The sequence below is a fragment of the Actinokineospora cianjurensis genome (genome assembly GCF_003663795.1).
Taxonomy (GTDB): domain Bacteria; phylum Actinomycetota; class Actinomycetes; order Mycobacteriales; family Pseudonocardiaceae; genus Actinokineospora; species Actinokineospora terrae.
Genome location: NZ_RCDD01000002.1, coordinates 452,820 through 471,871, shown reverse-complemented (window position 1 = coordinate 471,871; position 19,052 = coordinate 452,820). Strand labels below are relative to the sequence as shown.

Annotated in this window: 19 protein-coding genes; 11 read left to right on the top strand and 8 right to left on the bottom strand. The window is 71.2% G+C overall.

Annotated elements, in window-relative coordinates; genetic code table 11:
• The first annotated feature begins 51 nt into the window (after nt 1-51).
• From CLV68_RS16755 to CLV68_RS16720, 7 genes are all read left to right on the top strand, one after another.
• Nucleotides 52-2,298, top strand: a complete 2,247-nt coding sequence (locus CLV68_RS16755; protein ID WP_121392336.1) for an ATP-binding protein — start codon at nt 52-54, stop codon at nt 2,296-2,298.
• A 676-nt stretch (nt 2,299-2,974) separates the two neighbouring features.
• Nucleotides 2,975-3,841 (top strand): matrixin family metalloprotease, encoded by an 867-nt coding sequence (locus tag CLV68_RS16745; protein WP_147460027.1) that lies wholly within the window; start codon nt 2,975-2,977, stop codon nt 3,839-3,841.
• 161 nt (nt 3,842-4,002) lie between these two features.
• The gene (locus tag CLV68_RS16740) at nt 4,003-4,353 is read left to right on the top strand and encodes a hypothetical protein (RefSeq protein WP_121391801.1); all 351 of its coding nucleotides are present in this window, start codon (nt 4,003-4,005) and stop codon (nt 4,351-4,353) included.
• Nucleotides 4,354-4,400: 47 nt separating this feature from the next.
• Nucleotides 4,401-5,576 (top strand): MFS transporter, encoded by a 1,176-nt coding sequence (locus CLV68_RS16735; RefSeq protein ID WP_170224410.1) that lies wholly within the window; start codon nt 4,401-4,403, stop codon nt 5,574-5,576.
• Entirely contained in the window at nt 5,573-6,673 is a 1,101-nt protein-coding gene (locus CLV68_RS16730) for an aminotransferase class V-fold PLP-dependent enzyme (RefSeq protein WP_170224409.1), read from the top strand. The genes CLV68_RS16735 and CLV68_RS16730 overlap by 4 nt, the downstream gene beginning before the upstream one ends.
• A 272-nt stretch (nt 6,674-6,945) precedes the next feature.
• The gene (locus tag CLV68_RS16725; protein ID WP_121391795.1) at nt 6,946-9,420 is read left to right on the top strand and encodes a tetratricopeptide repeat protein; all 2,475 of its coding nucleotides are present in this window, start codon (nt 6,946-6,948) and stop codon (nt 9,418-9,420) included.
• The gene (locus tag CLV68_RS16720) at nt 9,417-10,793 is read left to right on the top strand and encodes a leucyl aminopeptidase (RefSeq protein WP_147460026.1); all 1,377 of its coding nucleotides are present in this window, start codon (nt 9,417-9,419) and stop codon (nt 10,791-10,793) included. The genes CLV68_RS16725 and CLV68_RS16720 overlap by 4 nt, the downstream gene beginning before the upstream one ends.
• On the opposite strand, the gene CLV68_RS16715 is transcribed toward CLV68_RS16720, so the two are convergent.
• From CLV68_RS16715 to CLV68_RS35205, 3 genes are all read right to left on the bottom strand, one after another.
• Nucleotides 10,771-11,211, bottom strand: coding sequence for an HAD-IA family hydrolase (locus tag CLV68_RS16715; protein WP_246009917.1), 441 nt, complete (start codon nt 11,209-11,211; stop codon nt 10,771-10,773). The genes CLV68_RS16720 and CLV68_RS16715 overlap by 23 nt on opposite strands.
• 166 nt (nt 11,212-11,377) lie before the next feature.
• Nucleotides 11,378-12,337: a quinone oxidoreductase family protein gene (locus tag CLV68_RS16710; RefSeq protein ID WP_121391789.1), complete on the bottom strand. Its 960-nt coding sequence runs from the start codon at nt 12,335-12,337 to the stop codon at nt 11,378-11,380.
• A 194-nt stretch (nt 12,338-12,531) separates the two neighbouring features.
• A complete protein-coding gene (locus tag CLV68_RS35205; RefSeq protein WP_246009916.1) occupies nt 12,532-13,092 on the bottom strand; it encodes a hypothetical protein in 561 nt (186 codons plus the stop codon).
• Here CLV68_RS35205 and CLV68_RS36005 point away from each other — a divergent pair.
• Complete coding sequence (locus CLV68_RS36005; RefSeq protein ID WP_425454866.1) at nt 13,036-13,476, top strand: hypothetical protein; 441 nt, start codon at nt 13,036-13,038, stop codon at nt 13,474-13,476. The genes CLV68_RS35205 and CLV68_RS36005 overlap by 57 nt on opposite strands.
• On the opposite strand, the gene CLV68_RS16700 is transcribed toward CLV68_RS36005, so the two are convergent.
• From CLV68_RS16700 to CLV68_RS16690, 3 genes are all read right to left on the bottom strand, one after another.
• Complete coding sequence (locus CLV68_RS16700; RefSeq protein ID WP_246009915.1) at nt 13,473-14,096, bottom strand: TetR/AcrR family transcriptional regulator; 624 nt, start codon at nt 14,094-14,096, stop codon at nt 13,473-13,475. The genes CLV68_RS36005 and CLV68_RS16700 overlap by 4 nt on opposite strands.
• A 64-nt stretch (nt 14,097-14,160) precedes the next feature.
• Nucleotides 14,161-14,925 carry a hypothetical protein gene (locus CLV68_RS16695; protein WP_147460025.1) on the bottom strand — a complete coding sequence of 255 codons (765 nt, stop codon included), beginning with the start codon at nt 14,923-14,925 and terminating at the stop codon, nt 14,161-14,163.
• Between the two features lie 93 nt (nt 14,926-15,018).
• Nucleotides 15,019-15,849 (bottom strand): NAD(P)H-binding protein, encoded by an 831-nt coding sequence (locus tag CLV68_RS16690; RefSeq protein ID WP_211346577.1) that lies wholly within the window; start codon nt 15,847-15,849, stop codon nt 15,019-15,021.
• Between the two features lie 80 nt (nt 15,850-15,929).
• Between CLV68_RS16690 and CLV68_RS16685 the strand changes: the two genes are divergently transcribed.
• Both CLV68_RS16685 and CLV68_RS34740 read left to right on the top strand, forming a co-directional pair.
• Nucleotides 15,930-16,832 (top strand): AraC family transcriptional regulator, encoded by a 903-nt coding sequence (locus CLV68_RS16685; RefSeq protein ID WP_121391776.1) that lies wholly within the window; start codon nt 15,930-15,932, stop codon nt 16,830-16,832.
• A 97-nt stretch (nt 16,833-16,929) separates the two neighbouring features.
• Nucleotides 16,930-17,712: a gamma-glutamylcyclotransferase gene (locus CLV68_RS34740; RefSeq protein ID WP_211346575.1), complete on the top strand. Its 783-nt coding sequence runs from the start codon at nt 16,930-16,932 to the stop codon at nt 17,710-17,712.
• Between the two features lie 121 nt (nt 17,713-17,833).
• Here the strand turns inward: CLV68_RS34740 and CLV68_RS16675 are convergent, their stop codons facing one another.
• A complete protein-coding gene (locus CLV68_RS16675; RefSeq protein ID WP_246009914.1) occupies nt 17,834-18,214 on the bottom strand; it encodes a PRC-barrel domain-containing protein in 381 nt (126 codons plus the stop codon).
• Nucleotides 18,211-18,591 carry a VOC family protein gene (locus CLV68_RS16670; protein ID WP_121391773.1) on the bottom strand — a complete coding sequence of 127 codons (381 nt, stop codon included), beginning with the start codon at nt 18,589-18,591 and terminating at the stop codon, nt 18,211-18,213. Before CLV68_RS16670 ends, CLV68_RS16675 begins: the two co-directional genes overlap by 4 nt.
• 38 nt (nt 18,592-18,629) lie before the next feature.
• Between CLV68_RS16670 and CLV68_RS16665 the strand changes: the two genes are divergently transcribed.
• Nucleotides 18,630-19,031: a hypothetical protein gene (locus CLV68_RS16665; protein ID WP_211346571.1), complete on the top strand. Its 402-nt coding sequence runs from the start codon at nt 18,630-18,632 to the stop codon at nt 19,029-19,031.
• The last annotated feature ends 21 nt before the right edge of the window (nt 19,032-19,052 follow it).

Here is a 19,052-nt window from a genome sequence, read left to right as displayed (position 1 = left end):
GTCTGCCCCCGGGCCCGGCCGCGCGGCTCGGGGACGGCGAACGGGGTGGGTGTGGGCACTGGCGACGACACGGTCTGGCAGCCGGACGACCGCGCCAGGGCCGCCGAGGTGGAGTCCGGCACGTCGTTCGACCTGTCGGTCTGCCTGAACGAGCCGATCCACCGGCTCGGCGGCATCCAGTCCTACGGCGCCCTGCTGGCCATCGGCGTCGACGGGCGGGTCGCGGTCGTCAGCTCCAACTGCGAGTCGCTGCTCGGCCTGAGCCAGGACGCGGTGCTCGGGTCGTCCGCGGAGGCCCTCTTCGGCGCGGACGCTTTGGCCGCCGTGCACCGCACACTCGACGCCCCCACCGGCGACCGCGGGCTGCTCAGCCTCACCGTGGCCGGACGCGAGTTCGACGCCACCGTGTACCGGGCCGACGGGCGGCTCGTCGTCGAGCTGGAACCGGCCACCGCCGAGCGCCCGTTCGTGTTCTCCCACTTCTACCCCGCCGTCCGCGCCGCGCTGGCCAAGCTCCAGCACGGCCGCACGGTGGTCGACGTGTGCGCCGTCGCGGTCGCCGAGATCCGGGCGCTGACCGGCTACGACCGGGTGGTCGCCTACCGGTTCGAGGGCCAGGCCGGGCCGGGCGAGGTGATCGCCGAGTCGCGCGCCGACGGGGTGGAGCCGTGGCTGGGGCTCTGGTTCCCGGCCACCGACATCCCGCCGCAGGCCCGCAGGCTCTACGAGCGCAACTGGATCCGGGTCATCCACGACGTCGACGACGACACCGCGCTGCTGGTCCCGCGGGTGGGCGAGCCGCTCGACCTGTCGGACTCGGCGCTGCGCACGGTGTCCGGGTTCCACCTGGAGTACCTGCGCAACATCGGCGTGCGGTCGTCGATGTCGGTGTCGCTGCTCAACGACGGCAGGCTGTGGGGGCTCATCGCCTGCCACGGCCTCGCGCCCCGCAAGCTCAGCGCCGAGGTCAGGGCCGCCTGCGAGTTCTTCGGCGTCACGCTGTCGCTCCAGTTGGCCGCCCTGCAGGACACCGAGGCCACCATCGCCCGCCAGCACGCCCGCACGGCGCTGCTGAGCCTGCTCACCGGGCCGTACTCGGACGTCCCCGGGTCGCTGCTGGCCAACAGCGCCGAGCTGATCGCCCTGGTCCAGGCCGACGCCGTGCTGGTGCGGTTCGCTGGCCAGACCGTCGCCGAGGGCGCGCCACCGGACCCACGCGTCATCGAGGCGCTGTGGGGGCACGTGCCGCCGCTGGCCGCCGGGCGGGTGTGGACCTGCGAGAGTCTCGCCGAGCTGGACCCGGCGTTCGTGGGTAGCGCCGCCGAGCTGAGCGGCGTGTTGGTGCTGTCCTTGGACGGTGAGGACGACCTGGTCGTCTGGACGCGGGGGGAGCGCCGCGCGGCCCGCACCTGGGCGACGGACCCGGAGCAGCCCGTCCGCCTGGGACCGCACGGGCAGCGGCTGACCCCGCGCGGGTCGTCTGCGGTCTACCAGGCCGTGGTGCGGGGGCGTTGTCTGCCGTGGACCGCTGGTGACGTGGCGGTCGCGGAGGAGTTCGGCAGCGCGTTGCGTACCGCCGCACTGCGCCGCGCGTCCGAACTGTCCGCCTTGAACGACGAACTGCGCCGTGCCAACGACGACCTCGACACCTTCACCCACGTCGCCGCGCACGAGATGAAGGAACCGCTGCGCGGCATCGCGACCACCGCCGCGTTCATCACCGAGGACGCCCCCGACCTCGACGCCACCACCGCGCGCAGGCTCGGCACCATCCAGAAGCTGGCCCAGCGGATGGACGAGCTGATCAACAGCCTGCTGCACTTCGCCCAGCTCGGCCAGGGCGCGCTGCACCCGGTCGAGATCGACCTGCGGGCCGCCACCGAGCAGGCCATGGAGGTCGCGGGCATCCGGCTCGCCGAGCGCGCGGTCGAGGTGACCCTGCCCGAGCCGGGGGTCGTGGTGGTCGCCGACGCGGAGCGGCTCCAGGAGATCCTGGTGAACCTGCTGGTCAACGCCGCGAAGTACGCCAACCCAGAACCCCCGCGCACGGTGGCCGTCGGCGCTGTCGACGGGACCCTGTTCGTCCGCGACAACGGCATCGGGATCCCGCAGGCGCACCAGGAGGACGTCTTCCGCCTGTTCCGCCGCCTGCACCCCCGCGACTCCCACGGCGGCGGCCACGGCGCGGGCCTGGCGATCGTGTCCCGCATCGTCGAACGCCACAACGGCCACCTGCGCCTGGAGTCCACCCCCGCCGAGGGCACGACCGTGTGGTTCACCCTGGGCCCGGAGGTCTGACTCCACCGTCACCCGCCACCGCCTCGACGACGGCCCCATCCGCGTCGGCTCCACCTGGCACAACGTCTCGAAGTTCCTCGGCTCGGAAACCGAACTGACCTACCACGCCCACATCGACTTCCACGGTGTGGCCAAACTCGCCACCCCGGTCGCCAAGATCGCCTTCGAGAAACTCGCCACCGACACCGAGAAGAACCTCACCAAGGTCTTCAGCGGCACGCACTAGGCAATGACGCCCAGGTGTTGAACCAGGAATCGTTCCGCTTCGACGCCTGGGCGAGTCGCATTACCTGTTCGGTGCCGAATAGGTACTCGGCGATCCGGATGGTGCGCAGGCGGCCACCTGCACCCCGAGGTCTGGCGTCTCGGCTGACCGCGAGCTAGCAGCCCGACCGCGCCGAGGGTCGGCGATTCCCCGATACTTCCGCAAGACTGTCCCTCTTGTCTGAATTCGACCGCTTTCCGGCCTGCTGGACGAACTGCCGGTCTCTGTCGCCACCCCGAGCCGCGCGCTCGGGGTAGGATCGCATTGTTCGTTTCTGGGGCAACTGGGGGATTATCAGCTCGACGGCGCGCTTTCGCATGCGCGTATTCCGTCTTGTGGTTGTCTGCGTGACGAGCCGAATCATCATTCGCCGCCCGATCGCGTATCGGGCGATTCGCTCGAGGGGAAGTCATGTCCTTAGTCTCTGCGCGCCGTCTTGGCGTGCTCCTCACCAGCGCCACCGCCGTGGTCCTGCTGGGTCTCTCCTCCCCGGTGGCCGCCGCCGCGGCGCCCACCGCACCGGCCGCACCGCCGCCGGGCAAGCCGTTGGTCACCACCGATGTCAAACCGCCGACGCAGCCGGTGACCAAGCGGCCGCCGACCGCGCCCGGCCAGGTCGACCAAGGTGTGCGCACGATCAAGCGCAACGCCGACGGCAGCTACAGCATGTCGGTGTACTCGCCCGCGCCCGGTGTCACCGACCAGGACCTCTACCGCAGGCTCAAGGCGCGGGGTGTCCGGGATCTGGTGAACCCGAGCCAGGCGGTGACGACGTTCGACGACGGTTCGTGCGCTTGGGGGACCTCCACCACCGCGGCGTGCCCGCGGGTGGAGTGGGCCCGCAACGGCCACAGCCACCCGCAGATCTACTTCAACGACCACACCAGTGCGGCGTGGCCGGTCGACGCCGCGGTCGCCAAGTGGAACCAGGCCGAGGGGGTGGACTCCTGGTACCGCTGGAACAGCTGTCCCAACGTCGCGGGCTCGCACTGCGTCCACGTCTACAGCGCCAACTACGGTGAGACCGGCACCGTCGGTGTCACCCACCTCCAGTGGACGGGTGACTACTTCAGCGACGGTCAGGTGTCCATCGAGCTCAACGACTTCTACAACATCACCGCCGCCCGCCACCGCAAGTCCACCTGCCACGAGCTCGGCCACGCACTGGGCCTGGGCCACAGCTCGTCGTCGGGCAGCTGCATGATCAGCGGCGCCTACGAGACGCTGTACCCGGACTCCAACGACTACAACCTGTTGCACGATCTCTACCAAGGATGAGCCTGTAGCGGGCAACCGGATCGCGCCCGCGATCCGTCCTTGTGACGAGGTAGTGACAACGAGGTGATGGGGGAGTACCGATGTCCACCGGATTCCGGAACGCTTGTCTGCTAGTGGTGGCGGGAACGCTGTTGACCGGCTGTGCTCGTCAGGTCGAACCGGTGGACCAGGGACTCCCTGCGTCGAGTTCGGCGGGGGCCACCACGGAGGTGGTCCCCGCCACCTCGGAAGCCGCGGTGGGGGTGGCGGTTCCGTTCCAGCTGCCGACGCATTGTGGGATCAAGTACGCGCGGTTCGCGGACAAGTGGTGGCGGGCCGAGCAGGAATCGCCGGATCCGCGGCGGGTGCTCGCCGCGGATGGGAGTGGGAGTTACACCGGTTCTGTGCCGGGCAGGGTTGTGCTCGTGGATGAGCGGACGCTGAGGTTCACCGTGGATAGTGGGGTTATCGAGGGCGGGCCGACCGAGGTCGTCCTCCATCCCACTGCCGACCAGCCGCCGCTCTGCGACTGAGCGGCCGCCCCTGGGTGGGTTGACGGTCCGGCTTAGATGGGGCGGTGGTGGAGAGCAGCAGGGTTGTGGCGCGGCGGCCGTTGGGGTTGTTGTTGGGGGCCAAGGCGGTGTCCGACATCGGGTACGCGTTGGACTTCGTGTGCTTGTCGATCTTCGTGTGGGAGTCGAGCAGGTCGGCGTTGGCCACCGGGTTGGTGAGCGTGTCCCTGTACGCGGGGGCGATCGTCGGGGGCAGGCTGGGGCACGCGTACGGCGCGCGGTGGGACCGGCGGTCGGTGATGATCACCGCCGACCTGGTGCGGATGGCTGCCCTGCTCACCCTCGCCCTGCTGCCCGGCCAACCGCAGCTCTACGTCGCGGTGTTCCTGGTCGGCATCGGGCGCTCGGTGTTCGAGGGCACGTTGAGCGCGGCGACACCGGTGCTGGCAGGGGAGAAGACCCAGCTGGTCAACAGCGTGCTCGCCGCGCTCAAGGGCGTCGCGTTCATGCTCGGCATGAGCCTGTCCGCGGTGGCCGTGCCGCTCATCGGGTTCCAAGGTGTCTTCGCCCTCGACGCCGCCAGCTACGCCCTTTCCGCGCTCGTGCTCGTCGCGATCCGCGTCCCCTTCCGGGAAAACGGCCCCACCGCGGACACAACCGACAAGACGGTCGTCTGGCCCGCGGTGGTCGCCGCCGGGCTGGTGCCGCTGTTCGTGGTCCGCTGCCTCGACGCGTTCGGCAGTTCGTCGCAGCACGTCGGCATCCCCATCCTCGGCAGCGAGCTGAACCCGGCATCACCCACCCAGGTCGCGGGCCTCGTCTGGGGTGTCTGGGCGGCCGGGCTGCTGCTCGCCGGGTTCGTCTTCCGCCCGCTGGCGACCAGCCTCATCGCCCGCGCGCCGGGGGTGGTGTTCTGCCTCGCCACGATCGTCATGTCGCTCGGGTTCATCGGCATCTTCTGGTTCGACGACTGGGGACTGCGCCTGGCCAGCGCCGCGCTCGCCGGGATCGGGGACGCCTTCAGCGAGGTCGCGTTCAAGCAGGCCGTGCAACGCCTGCCCGACGAGCGGCGCGGACCGGTGTTCGGCCTGTCCCAGATCGTCGTGAACAGCGGGTTCATGGCCGGGCTGCTCGCCACCAGCCTGCTGCTCACCCCGGACATCGTGCCGCAGTGGGTGTTGCTGCTGCACGGCGTCCCGCTCGTGGTCGCCGCCGTCGCCGCTGTCCGGTTGCGTGTCCGGTGACCGCCTACCTCGACTACGCGGGACTCGGCAAGCTCCGCCAACCGGCCGTCACCGCCATGCGCGACGCGCTGGTCGACGTCCTCCCGCACGGCAGCGCCGAGATCGGCCGCATCTTCCCCGCGCGCCGCCGGGCCCGGGCCCTCGCCGCGGACCTGCTGGCCTGCTCGACCGACGAGATCGCCCTCGTCACCAACACCTCGACCGGCCTGCACCTGGTCGCCGACGGCCTGGACTGGCGGCCGGGCGACGAGGTCGTGGTGTTCGACCGGGACTTCCCCGCCAACGTCCACCCGTGGCGCGCCCGCGGTGTCCGGTTGGTCTGGGTGCCGATGCGCGACGGCGGGTACCGGCTGGAGGACGTCGAGGCCGCCATCGGCCCGGCCACCCGGCTGGTCGCGGTCAGCCACGTCAACTTCGCCACCGGTTTCCGCGTCGACCTCGACGCCGTGTGCGCGCTCGCCCACCGGGTCGGCGCCCTGGTCAGCGTGGACGCGGTGCAGAGCATCGGGGTGCTGCCGCTGTCGATGGCCGACACCCCGGTCGACTTCCTCGCCGCGGGCGCGCACAAGTGGCTCTGCGGTCCGGTCGGCACCGGGATCTTCTTCTGCCGCCGCGAGCACCTGCCGCGGTTGCGCCTGCCGGGCGGCTGGTTCGGCTTCCAGGGCGCCAACGACATGCTCACCAAGGGCGCGGGCCACTTCCGCTACGACCTGTCACCACTGCCGACGGCCGCGCGCGCCGAAGGTGGGATGTACGACGTGCTCGGCATGGTGGGACTCGCGGAGACGCTGGCCGAACTGTCCGAAGTGGGCATTCCGGCGGTGGCCGACCGGGTGCGCCATTTGACACAGCGGCTCTGCGCCGGACTGCGCAACGCCGGGTGCGCCATTTCCGCGAGCACCGAGGACGACGCGTGGTCGGGCATCGTCGGATTCAGCCACCCCGCGGTGGAATCCGTCGCGCTGGCAACCGAACTCGTGGCCGCGGGCATCCACGTGTCGCACCCGGATGGACTCGTCCGCGCGGCGCCGCACTACTGGACCGAGGAAGCCGAGGTGGACGCGCTCGTGGCCGCCATCACCCTTCGTGTTCATTGACCGGAAATGTTCGGCGTGCCACCGCGGACATCGGCTGAAAGCAGTCTTGTTAGGCCATGGACCCGCTGCTATGTTCCGATTCACTGTTCCTCGCACCAAGGAGTCGGAAATGGCCTACGAGACTTGGGAATCGCTCGCGGACGAGGTCGAGATCAGCACCGGCGCCGCTGACTGCTGGGTGTGCCTGGTCGACGCCTGACCCACCAGGACCGGCCCCGCACCCCGGGGCCGGTCCGGGACGCCCCCCCATCCGACGACGAGAACGCGAGGCGATGGACCGCTGGGAACGGGCGCACGGCCACATCGGGGCCGCCGCGCCGAGTTGGCTCACCTTCGAGGTCCACCGGCCCTACCTGGACGGCGCCGATTCGGCGCTGACCACGGTGCACGCCAGAGGATCCCTGCTCGCCGCCCGCCGGTTCGAGCACCGCCAGCCGACCGCGCTGAGGTTCGGGATGACCATGCCGGGCAGTTACCGGAGCCTGCTCGACGGGGAGGCGCGGCTCGCTCGGTACCGGGTGCGCGACCCGCTGGGGTTGGCCACCGACCTGGCGTCGCCGACGTGGCGGCGGATGGCCGAGGCGTACGGGCACCGGGCTGACCTCGACGACGTGGACCGCGCCGGGTTGGCCCAGTGGTTGATCGCCGTGTGCCTGCCGGATTCGGTGCTGGAAGTGCTCCCCGCGGACCTTTCCGAAAGCGACTGCGCGGACCCTGTTCGAGCTATCGCGCAATGGTCCAGGGCCAGTGCCCTATTCGCCATCGAGGGCCTTTCGGACCGTGCTAGAGCGGCCTATTCGCCTTTGGTCGACAATCCCGCGCCGACCGTGGCGCACGCCCAGGCGGTCGCCGCGTGGGGCTACCTCGTCACCCGGCACGCCGCCGACGACTCCGACACCCCGGAGCTGTTCGCGCGGGCCGAGGAGGTCCGAAAAGGACTCGACCTCACCGACTTCGAGCACTCCCTGCTGCACGCCAGACTCCTGCTGCGCCAGGTGATGCACGCTGAGCGGCAGGGTGCCTTCGACGACGCGTGGCAGTTGCTGGCCGAGGCCGCGGACGTGCTCGAACCGCCGGTCGACGCGGATGAGGAAGCGCTGACCGTGGAGATGCGGCGCAGGATCATCGACCGCCGCGTCGACATCGCCGTGCGCCGGGGTGATCGCGAGGCTGAGTCCGCGTACATCGCCGAGGGGCTGGCGCTCGACCCGTACGACGTCAAGATCCGGATGCAGGCCGCTCAGGCAACGGAACGCTTGGGGGACAACGAGAAGGCGTTGGCCGAGTACCTCGACGCCGCCCGGCTCGGCCCGTACGGCACCGCGTTCGCACTGCTGGCCGCCGTGCGCTGCGCCAAGGCCCTCGGGCACGACGAGTTCGCCAGGGCGCTCGCCGAACGCGCCTACCGCACCGCGCCCCGGTCCGCCCGCACCCGGGAAGCCCTGGCCGAGCTGTCCGACGGCCCGCTCGCCGAGATGATCTCGCTGCCCGCCGAGCACCCGTACGAGCACAACTGGCACTACCGGATGTACGCGGCGTACTTCAACCTCGGTGAGTCGCATTCGCCTGGCCTCTATTCCTCGTTGCCCACGTGGGCATACGAGTTCGCCGAGGCGGGGGCGCCGCCGGAGGTCAACTGGCAGCGGTTGATGCCGCCCGCGTTCCGCGCCAACCTGGTCCGCGAGTCCGGCCTCACCGAGTTCGCCGTCACGCACCCTGCCGACCTGCCCACTCATCTGCGGACGCCCGCGTGGGATCAGCTGTGTGCGTGGGTGGCTGAGTTCCCGACCGCTGACGTCGAACGGCAGTACCTCACCGCGGTTGTGCTGTTCAGGCTCGGGTTCGGGAAGCTCGTGCTCGACCTGCTGCCGCCTCGACCTGTCGCCGAGCTGACCACGCCCGCGCAGTTGCGGCTGTGGCACTGGCGCGATGTCGTGCGGTACGTGGGTTCTGTCGGTTCGTCAGGGGTGGTGGAGCCGACCGCGTCGTTCGAGATCGCCGACCACCCGGCGTGCCCGACGCACTTGCGGTTCGTCATCTCGGTGTTCGCGGTCGTGTTCCACGCCAGGGAGACCAAGTCGCTGGAGGCCGCGTCGCTGTGGCGGGACAAGGCGCAGGCGAGCCTCGACGAGCTGCTGGCGGGGGAGGAGCACTCGCCGTTCGAGAAGGCGATGATGGAGAGCCGCTTCTACCGCAGCGTCACCTATGTGCCGTTCCTGCGTCGAGACCGCGACCAACTGGCCCGGGAGATGGACCGCGCCGAGGAGTTGGCCTGGTCGGTGCCCGCGAGCACGTCGTACGAGGAGTTCCTGGCCCGGGAGAACCTTCGAGCCTGCCTGGAGAGCCGGTCCAAGGAGGCGTTCGGGTTCGGCGAGCACGAGAAGGGCAGGCGGCTGGTCGAGGAGGTGCTGACCATCGACCCGTACGAGCCGAAGACGCACATGGAACTGGCCGAGGTGCTGCTCGCGGAGGGCCGTGAGCGGGAGGCGGGGGAGTCGTACCTGCGGACGGCCCGGCTCGGTCCTATCGGGACCGCGCGGGGATTCGCGTTGGCGGGGGAGTGTTTCGACCGCGCCGGATTGCCGCTGCTGGCTGAGGATTGCTTCGTGCAGGCGCTGCGGGTCGATCCGCACGCGGTGTCGGCGGCGCGCGGGTGGGCTCGGGTCGCGTCGGGGGTTCTGGCGGGTGTGGCGGCTGAGTACGCGCGCGATCTGGAGGCGTGGGGCGCCGCGCGGCGGGGCCGATGACCGAGTGGCGAGTGGCGTCGGCTGGTGCCGGCACGTCCGTGCTTCCGGCGTACTCGGACCGGCTGCCTGATGTGGTGCAGGCGGAGTACCTGGCCGCCGTGGGGTTCACCGGGTCGGTCGGTCAAGTGGTCCAGGTCCCCGAGTATGTCCTTTTCGGACTCGGTGCCTCGGGCGAGGTGGACGCGGACACTGTTCGGGCGGCGGCGGGATGTCTCGCCAGGGAGGTCCGGGGGCACTCGCACCTGTCGATCACGGTGCCCGCTGGGTTCTTGCGGCCGCTGGTCGAGGGGTTCGTGCTGGGTGCGTACCGGTTCGACCGCTATCGCAGTGCTGCTCGGCCGATCGGGCCGTCGCGTGTCGACCTGATCGCGCCGGAGGTCGATGCCGCCGAGCTGCGGACCGCGCTCGTGGTGGCCGAGGCGGTGACCCTTGCTCGGGACCTGGTCAGCGAGCCGGGGGATGTCCTCACTCCGAGCGTCTTCGCCGATCGGGCAGTGGAGGTCGCACGTGCTTCCGGCTTGCACTGCGAGGTGTGGGACGAACACCGGATCGCGGAGGAGCGGTTGGGTGGGCTCATGGGGGTGGCGCGGGGGTCTCGGCAGCCGCCTCGGCTCGTCCGGTTGCGACACTTGCCGGACCGGGGCACGCCGATCGCGTTGGTGGGCAAGGGGGTCACGTTCGACGCGGGCGGGCTGTCGCTGAAGCCGACCCCACAGATGATCGACATGAAGGCCGACATGGCGGGAGCGGCCACCGTCCTCGCCGCCATGTCCGCGCTGGGACCGCTGTCGTGCCCGCACCCGGTGGACGCGTGGCTGCCGCTCACCGAGAACATGCCCACAGTGGACCCGATGCGCATCGGCGACATCCTCCGCATCCGCGACGGCACCACCGTCGAGATCCGCAACGCCGACGCCGAGGGCAGGCTCATCCTGGCTGACGCACTTGTCCTGGCAGGCGAGACCAACCCGTCCGCCATCATCGACGTCGCCACCCTCACCGATGCCGCCGCCATCGCGTTGGGCCGAGACATCGCCGCTGTCATGGGCAACAACCAGCCCCTGATCGACGCCGTCCTCGCCGCTGGTGCACGCGCGGGTGAACCCCTGTGGCCACTACCGCTCCCGCCGCGCTATCGGTCCCAGTTAGACTCAACCATCGCCGACTTGGTCAACTACACCACCGGCGTCCGCCACGGCACGGCGCTGTTGGCGGGACTGTTCCTCCAGCACTTCGTCACCGCGCCTTGGGCCCACCTCGACATCCAAGCCACCGCCCTGACCGACCACACCCACGGCGAATGGCCCCAGGGTCCCACCGGCTTCGCGGTCCGCACCCTTGTCGACCTGGTCACAACAGGCATACCCCGGTGAGGTCCGCTATCCGGCGGTAGTGCACCCCGGTCATCCCCACTGCTCTCGCTCCGACGACGTTCTCCTCGGTGTCGTCGATGAACAGGCACTCCTGCGGCGGTACGCCTGCTTCCCGAGCGGCCGCCAGGTATATCCCCGCGTCCGGCTTCGCCACCCCGACCCGAGCACTGCTGACCACGAAGTCCACGACGTCCGCCACGCCCAGCGCTCGCAGATCGTCCTCTAGCCGGGTGGTCGCGTTGGACACCAAGCCCACTGGCACTTTCCCGCGCAGACCCACCAGGATCTCCCGCACGGCCTGGTCCACCTCGCCCTCGATGAGGGTCCACGCCGCAACCAACTCGGCTGCCCGGTCCGCGCAACCACACACCCCGACCAGATCGTTGGCGACACCTGCCCGCCGTTGCGCGTCGGTCACCTGCCCGACGATCGCGGGTCCCACCCTCTCCGCTCGGAACGCGGCTCCCGCGAGGGTTCCCCCTGGCAAGCCGTATGCGCGATCCACTGTGGACATGGCGTCGGCAACCCACAGTCGCGGCACGCCGTCGACATCGCACAGCACCGTGCCGGAAGTGGTTGCGCGGTCAGGCTACTGGCCGCAGGACGATGCGTTTGCCGTCCTGGTCGCCGCGGGTCCAGAGCGTCTCCACGTCGGCGAGCGGGTGCTGGTCGGTCGCGACTCTCAGGGTGCCTGAGGCGGCGAGACCGACCAGCTTGCCGTATGCCTCGCGGCGGATGTCGGGCGGTGCGAAGCCGCCGGAGCCGAGGAGGGTGATGGCGGCGCTGCGGAGGGTCCCGGCGGACAGGGTGATCTCCGGGCCCGCGCCGTCGCCGACCTGGACCAGGCGGGTCTCGGTGGTGGCGGCCTGGAACGAGCGGGTGGTGAGCGCGGCGAGCAGGGCCTCGACCGGCTCGCCCCACACGTAGTCGACGACCACCTGGTAGCCGGTGTCGCCCGCGGCCGCGGTGAACGCCTCGACGAGCTCCTCCCGCGGTCGGTCGAGCCGGATAACCGCGTCCGCGTCCAGCGACTCCAGCCCACGCGGGTCCCGCCCGGCGGCCACGACCCGCCCCGCGCCCAGCAGCCTCGCCAACCGGACCGCCAACCGGCCCGTGACCCCGGTGGCCCCCAGCACCAGCACCGTCTCGCCATCGACCAGCCGCCCGCGCCAGGCCAGCGGCAGGTACGCCCCCATCCCGGGGTTGATCAACGCCGCCGCCTCGGCGTCCCCGACCTCGTCGGGCAGCGGCGCGCACATCCACCTGGGCACGACCGTCCGCTCGGCCATCGCCCCGAACGGCGCCCGCGGCAGCGCGAACCACACCCGCTCCCCGTCCTGGGTAACCCCAACGCCATCGGTACCGCACACCGCAGGCAACTCCCGCGGCGACGCGTAGTGCTTCCCGGACGCCCGAGCCCGGTCGATCCGGTGCAGCGCCGCCGCCCGGACCTCGATCAGGTTCTCCCCTTCCGCAGCGACCGGCTCCGCGAACTCGAGGTACCGGGGTGGCGCCCCGGCAGACTGCTGGACAGCTGCGTACATGGCGTTCCTCGTCGGGTGAGTGACAGTTCAGTGAAGCAGGATTCACTGACGATGAGTTCACTATCCGCCTGGCCGCGAGCGCTGTCAAGCACGTGGCTGGGCGGCGCAGTATTCCGTCCGGGTGTCAACCCCCGCGGCGGTCGGACGAACCGGTGTCCGCCTCGTACCGTCGAGCATCCCGAGACCCGGCGAGGTCACATGATCAGCGACGACGCGCAGCCGCTCGACGTGGGCGCTGAACCGCACAACACCGCGTCCGGGGCCGTGGTGTCCGGCCTGGTCGTGCAGGCGGGCTCGGTCGGAACCGTGCAGGTCCACCACCCTGCCCTCCCACTGAGATCGGTGCCGCGGCAACTCCCCGCCTCGCCACCCGGTTTCGTCGGCCGCGCGGGGGAGTTGGTCGAACTGGACACGGCCCTGGACCGTGGGGCCGCCGGGTTGGTGGTGGTCTCGGCGTTGGGCGGAACAGGGGGGATCGGGAAGACCTGGCTGGCGCTGCACTGGGCGCACACCCGCGCCGAGCGGTTCCCGGACGGCCAGTTGTTCGCGGACCTCAACGGGGGCACCGCCAGGACCGGCTCGCCGTGTGGCGGACCGCCGAGGCGTCGTCGCACTCGCGCGATCCCATCACCCGCGTCCACCGGCTCGTCGGTGACGTCCATGCCGAACTCGGTCGGTACGAGGACGCGCTCGCCCACCTGTACCAGGCGCTCCGCCTCACCGAGTCGAGCCGCGAGCCGACGCAGCAGGCTCACACCCACCACGCACTCGCGTGGGCCCAGGGGCAGCGGGGAACCGACCGGAAAGCACTGGAACACGCCCTGCGCGCTCTGATCCTCTACCGCGGCCTCGACCAGCCGGTTTGGGAAGCCAGGACGCTCAACGCGGTGGGGTGGCACGCTGCTCGTGCGGGTGAACACGACAGGGCCCGCGCTCACTGCCAGGAAGCCCTCACCCCGCACCGGCGCCACCACGACGCGGGCGGCGAGCGGCCACCCCGGACAGTCTTGGCTACGTCGAGCAGGGCAGCGGCCACCACGCCCACGCCCTCACCTCGCGCTGCGGCGTCGGCTGGACGACCTCGACACCCATCGGGCTGGGGCACGGGAAACCCCTGGCGGGGGAGGAGTCGGGACTAGGCCGGGCCGGTGATGCCGTGCAGGAGGAAGGCCGTGAGGGTGTCGATGGCCTCGTCGTCGGGCAGCGGGGGCTGGGTGGGGTCCGGCTGGTCGAGGATCCAGTTCTGGCAGAACTCGGTCAGGGTCGCGAGCATCGCCGAGGCGACGAGGTCGTTGGAGCCCGGGAGCGCGTGGCCCCGGTCGCGCATGGCCTGCAGGTGCTCGCGCAGGACGTGCGTCTCGGCGAAGCGCAACGCGCTCAGCCTGGCGGCGAAGGCCGGGTCGACGATGGCGGCCTCGCGCAGGGCCCGGATCTCGGGACCGTGTTCGCGGTAGGTGCGCCAGACCGCGGCCACGTGCCAGCGCAGGTGTTCCGGGTCGGCCAGGTCGTGGTCGTCGCCGTGCTGGGTGAGCTCGTCGCCCGCGGCGGCGATCCAGTCGGTCAGCAACGACTCCAGCAGCGCTTCCTTGCTCGCGAAGTGGTTGTAGAACGACCCCGACGCCCGGCCTGCCTCGGCGGTGATGTCGCTGATCTTCGCGCCGACGAACCCCTTGCGCGCGAACACCCGCCTGGCCGCCGCCTTCAACGCGATCTCGGTCAGCTCGGCCTGCCGCTTGCGCGACACTGGCGTCGCCGTCATGTCGTCTCCTGGCTGGGCGGTGCGGGGGAGACCCATGATGAACCAGGGCTCACTGAACCACAACTCACCGCTGGGACAGGCAGAGGACGTAGGAGTCCTTGACCGACAGGGTCCGGGAGATCTCGACGCCCCCGTAGGTCTCGACGTTGTAGAGTTCGACGATGAACGCGTGGCTGTAGCCGCGCTGGCCCGCGCAGGCTTTGCCGTCCGTGGTGGCCACGAGCTTGTTCAGCACCTTGAAGGACCCGCTCTGGCACTGTGGGGCTGGGGCCATGGCGGGTGCCTCGTCGGTGCCCTGGTTGGCCAGGCACGAACCGGGTTTCACATCCTTGAGCGCGTCCTCGCTCAGCAGCGTGCGGCGGGGTTCCACCGTCGTCGGCGCGATGGTCGTCGGGACGGTCGTGATCGGCGGCGCCGTGGTCGGTACCGGCGCGCGAGTCGTGGTCGGGTCGAGGGTGTAGGTCTTGACCGGCAGGTAGGAGGAGGTGGGCGCGGCTGCCTCGTCGGAGCTCAGGGTGGAACCGGCCCGCGCCACGCCGAGCGCGATGGCCCCGACCAGCACCACCCCACCCACCGCCGCCCAGATCTTCTTGCGGTTGCTCATCTTCGGCACTTCCAGGACCCGGACCAGCAGGTACGGCCCGTCCGGCGCCGTCCCGACCGGCAGCAGTGCCCCGTCCCGCACGTCCGCGGGGACGTGCACGTTCAGCGTCCCGGCCGCCCCGTTGACCTCGACGGGGAGCGGCACCACCACCGGACCCTGCCCCCGGACCACCCGGATCTCCCCGACCACGCGTGGTGGGACACCCGTGAAACCGTGTTCGTCCATGGTCGTTGATACGCGACCTGTCGGATTTCCGTTACGCGGGGCTACCCGTTCGGCCCAGCGCGCGGCAAAGCCCTGTGCGGGCGGCGATGGCGGTCAGCCGGTCGACCAGCCGCCCGCGGTCGCGGTGGCGTGCGCGAACTCGGCGAAGGTTCGCGGTGGGCGGCCCAGCGCTTGCCGGACGCCGTCGGAGACGCGCGCGTCCTTGCCCTCGCGCACGGCCGCGAAGAGGTCGGCGAACGCCTGGGCGTCCGGCGGTGGCACCCCCTGCCCGACGAGTTCGGCGACGTACTGCTCGGGGGACAGGGGCACGTAGCGGATCTCGCGGCCCGCGGCATCGGAGATCGTGGCGACGGCCTCGGCGAGGGTCACCGGGTGGGGGCCGGACAATTCGTAGACCCGGCCCGAGTGGCCGTCCTCGGTCAGCGCGGCGGCCACCACCGCGGCGATGTCCTCGGCGTCGACGAAGGCCGCGGCGGCGGAGCCACCGGGCAGCCGCAGTTCGCCCGTGCGGATCCCGTCGGCGAAGAAGCCCTCGCTGAAGTTCTGGGCGAACCACCCGGGTCTGGTGATCGTCCACTCCAGACCGCTCGCGCGGGTCGCCGCCTCGCTGTCGACGAGTCCTGGTCGTACACCGGCGGTGTCCCTGGCGTAGTCCGGGTCGTCGAGCCCGCGCCCTGACGCGAGCACAATCCGCCGCACACCGTGTCGCGCCGCCCGTTCGATGAACGGGCGGACCAGCGTCGTACCGTCCAGTTGCACGACGTAGACGGCTCGCACGCCCTCCAGCGCGGCGTCCCACGTTCCTTCGTCTGTCCAGTCGAACACCGGCCGGGCGGCTGCCCTGACCGCCACGCCCTTGGCCCGCAGGTGCTGGACGACGCGCTTGCCCGATTTGCCGGTCGCCCCGGTGACAAGAATTGACATGCGGTGAGTCAACAGGCCGCCGCTGAGACGATCCATGGCTGAGCGGCTCGATGTGATGTCTGGTCGTCTACGCTGACCGGGTGGACGCCGTCTCGGACCTGCTGGCTGACGTCCGGGCGCGGGGTGCCGTGTTCCGGCAGACCGTCATCGACCCGCCGTGGGCGCTGCGGATGGCCAGCGGGGCCCCGCTCGCGCTGGCCACGATGCTGCACGGCCACGCCTGGATCGTCCCCGACCAAGGCGCCCCGGTCCTCGTCGGCGCGGGCGACGTCGCCGTCATCCGCGGCGACGCGCCGTTCGTGCTGGCCGACGACCCCGCCACCGCGCCGTCCCGCGTGGTCACCAGGGACGACTACTGCCCCGGCGTCTGCGGCAATCCCGTCGACGGGGCGCCCGTGCTGCTCAGCGGCGCGTTCGAACGCCGGGGCGACCTGAGTGAAAGGCTGCTGCACGCCCTGCCCCCGGTGCTGGTCGTGCCCGCCGCGCGGAGCCCGCTGACCGGGGTGTTGGCCGACGAGGTCACCAGGGACCGCCCGGGTCAGCAACTGGTGCTCGACCGGTTGCTGGACCTGATGCTGGTCTCCGCGCTGCGCGGCTGGCTGGCCAACCCCGACACCACGGCCCCCGCCTGGTGCCGTGCCCTGGACGACCCGATCATCGGCACCGCCCTGCGCCTGCTGCACGACAGCCCCGCCCACCCCTGGACCGTCGCCACCCTGGCCGCCAAGTCGGGCGTCTCCCGAGCCACTCTCGCCCGCCGCTTCACCACCCTCGTCGGCGACCCCCCGATGACCTACCTCACCCACTGGCGCCTGGCCCTGGCCGCCGACCTGTTGCACCAGACCAACGACACGGTGGCCACCATCGCCCGAAAAGTGGGCTACGCCAACGCCTTCGCCCTCAGCGTCGCCTTCACCCGCCTGCACGGCATCCGCCCGACCGACCACCGCCGCACCCGACCCGGCGCTGTGGACCAGGTGTGAGGACATCGGGTTGTCAGCACAGGGTGGCGGTCGTTGTCCGGATACCGGGTTCGACCACCGTCCACTAGCGACTGGGCGCCTTGTTAGGGTTCGGCACGTGATTGAGTCGAGTCGTCCGCAGGGTGCGCACGCGGTCAACCGGGTTGTCGACCAGCTCCTCGGGCACCAGTTGGGGCATCCGCTGCTCGTCGCCGTCGACGGGGTTCCCGGTGCTGGTCAGGCCGTTGTGGCCCGGGCGTTGGTGGCGGCGATCGAGGGGCGCGGGCGGGTCGCGGTCCACCTGAGTTCCGACGGTTCGCCGGAGTTCGTGGAGACGGTGGTGCACCAGCCGGGAGCGCCGTCGGACGCCGTGGTGGTGGTCGACGGCGCCTTCCTGCAGCGCGAGCCCCTGGCCGAGGTGTGGGACGAGGTGGTGTTCGTGGACGCCGAGCAGCACGACCCGTACCTGGACGAGCACCCGGCGCAACGGGCCACCATCGTGGTCGGCGCCGGGCCGGTGCTGCGCCGCATCGGTGGCACCGGATCGGCCACCGTCCAGCTGTTCTCCTACGGCACCCTGCGCCTCCCGCAGGTCCAGGTCGCCCACTTCGGCCGCGAACTCGACGGCACCCCCGACACCCTCCCCGCCCACCGCGCCGACTGGGTCACCATCACCGACCCCGCCGTGATCGCCGACAGCGGCACCGACCGACACCCCATCGTCCGCCCCTCCACCGACCCGTCCGACTCCGTCCCCGGCACCCTCCTCACCCTCACCACCACAGACCTGGCCGCCGCCGACACCTACGAGGTCCCCGCCTACCACCGCGTCCCCGTCGACCTGGGCTCCGGCACCCGCGCCTGGACCTACCTGGCGGTCAACCCGGCAACACCCAGCTGAGCCCGCCAGTCGCAGGTCATCGCGCGGCGCGACTCCTCGGGGTCGGGGCGTTCGGCCGCTAGCCCGGGCGCCCATCGGCCGGGTGGTAGGCCGCTAGCCCGGGCGCCCACTGGCCGAGTGGTCAGCGGCGGGCGAGGCGGCGTTCGGGGCGGGTGCCGTAGTCGAGGTGGTAGTGGGCGAAGACCTTGGGTTCGTCGGCCGCGGCGAGTTCGCCGTCGGTCGGGATCTGGGGGGCGTCTCTGACCTGGTCTTTCGTGTACTGGACGCGGACGGCCCTGGGGGTGACGGTGGCGCCGACGACCGGGACGAAGGCCAGGTGGCGGGTGAGCAGGCCGAACTGCACGGTGACGAAGAGGGGCTCGTCGCTGAGGGTGTCCACGTACACCGCCTCCAGGGTGCCGATCTTCTTGGAGTCGGTGTCGATGATGTCGAGTCCGGTCCAGTCGCGCAGGTTCTCCACGGGGAACATGGTCGCGGAGTACCCCGCCGGGGCCGCGGTCACTCAGCCGCTGTGATCGCGGCGCGCGCGATGAGGCAGAACGGGTGCCCGGCTGGGTCAAGGTAGACGCGGAAGTCGCTTTCCGGGTGGGGCTCGGTCACCCGCTCGGCGCCGATCGCCAGCACCCGCCGCTCCGCCTCGTCGGGGTCGTCGACCACCAGGTCCAGGTGCACCTGCTGCGACCCGGCCGGGTCCGGGAACCGCGGCGGCTCGTGCCCGGGGGACAGCTGGCAGGCGATCCGGAGCCCGGTCGGGTCGGTGACGACGTACCAGTCGTGCTCCTCCGCGGTCACCGCCCCGCCCACCAGGCCGACGTAGAACTCGGCCAGCCGCCGGGGATCCCTGGTGTCCAACACGATGCTGCGCAGTCGTCCGATCACGACCTCCAGTGTGCCCCCGCGCCGCCTACAGTGCACCCATGACGAGCGACACCCGGTTGGCCGACTGCCTGCGCGACCACGCGGCGGGCGGCTACCCGGTGACCCACGTGGTCGAGTCCACCTGCGACTGCGGCGGGCGCGAGTTCCGGGTCGCGGTCGACGACACCCAGGGCTGGGCGGAACGGTTCTGCGTGGCGTGTGAGTCGATCACCGCCATCGCCGACAGCGCGGAGCACTGGGACGACGCCGAACCGGGGGAGTGCGAGTGCCCGTGCGGCGGCGCGACCTTCGCCGCGGCGGTCGGGTTCGCGCTGCACGCCGACGGCGAGGTCCGCTGGGTCAGCCTCGGCCTGCGCTGCCTGACCGACGGGACCGTGGGCGTCTACACCGACTGGAAGATCGACTACCGGCCGTCGCGGCACCTGCTCGACCGGGCCTGAGGGCCCGCTCGGTCGGCGGGC

What these genes read in the sequence shown, in the direction of transcription:
- CLV68_RS16710 (WP_121391789.1), bottom strand. Translation starts at nt 12,337, where the DNA reads ATGTACGCAGCTGTCCAGCAGTCTGCCGGGGCGCCACCCCGGTACCTC.
- CLV68_RS16725 (WP_121391795.1), top strand. Translation starts at nt 6,946, where the DNA reads ATGGACCGCTGGGAACGGGCGCACGGCCACATCGGGGCCGCCGCGCCG.
- CLV68_RS16700 (WP_246009915.1), bottom strand. Translation starts at nt 14,096, where the DNA reads ATGACGGCGACGCCAGTGTCGCGCAAGCGGCAGGCCGAGCTGACCGAG.
- CLV68_RS16690 (WP_211346577.1), bottom strand. Translation starts at nt 15,849, where the DNA reads ATGTCAATTCTTGTCACCGGGGCGACCGGCAAATCGGGCAAGCGCGTC.
- CLV68_RS16745 (WP_147460027.1), top strand. Translation starts at nt 2,975, where the DNA reads ATGTCCTTAGTCTCTGCGCGCCGTCTTGGCGTGCTCCTCACCAGCGCC.
- CLV68_RS16720 (WP_147460026.1), top strand. Translation starts at nt 9,417, where the DNA reads ATGACCGAGTGGCGAGTGGCGTCGGCTGGTGCCGGCACGTCCGTGCTT.
- CLV68_RS16665 (WP_211346571.1), top strand. Translation starts at nt 18,630, where the DNA reads ATGACGAGCGACACCCGGTTGGCCGACTGCCTGCGCGACCACGCGGCG.
- CLV68_RS16695 (WP_147460025.1), bottom strand. Translation starts at nt 14,925, where the DNA reads ATGGACGAACACGGTTTCACGGGTGTCCCACCACGCGTGGTCGGGGAG.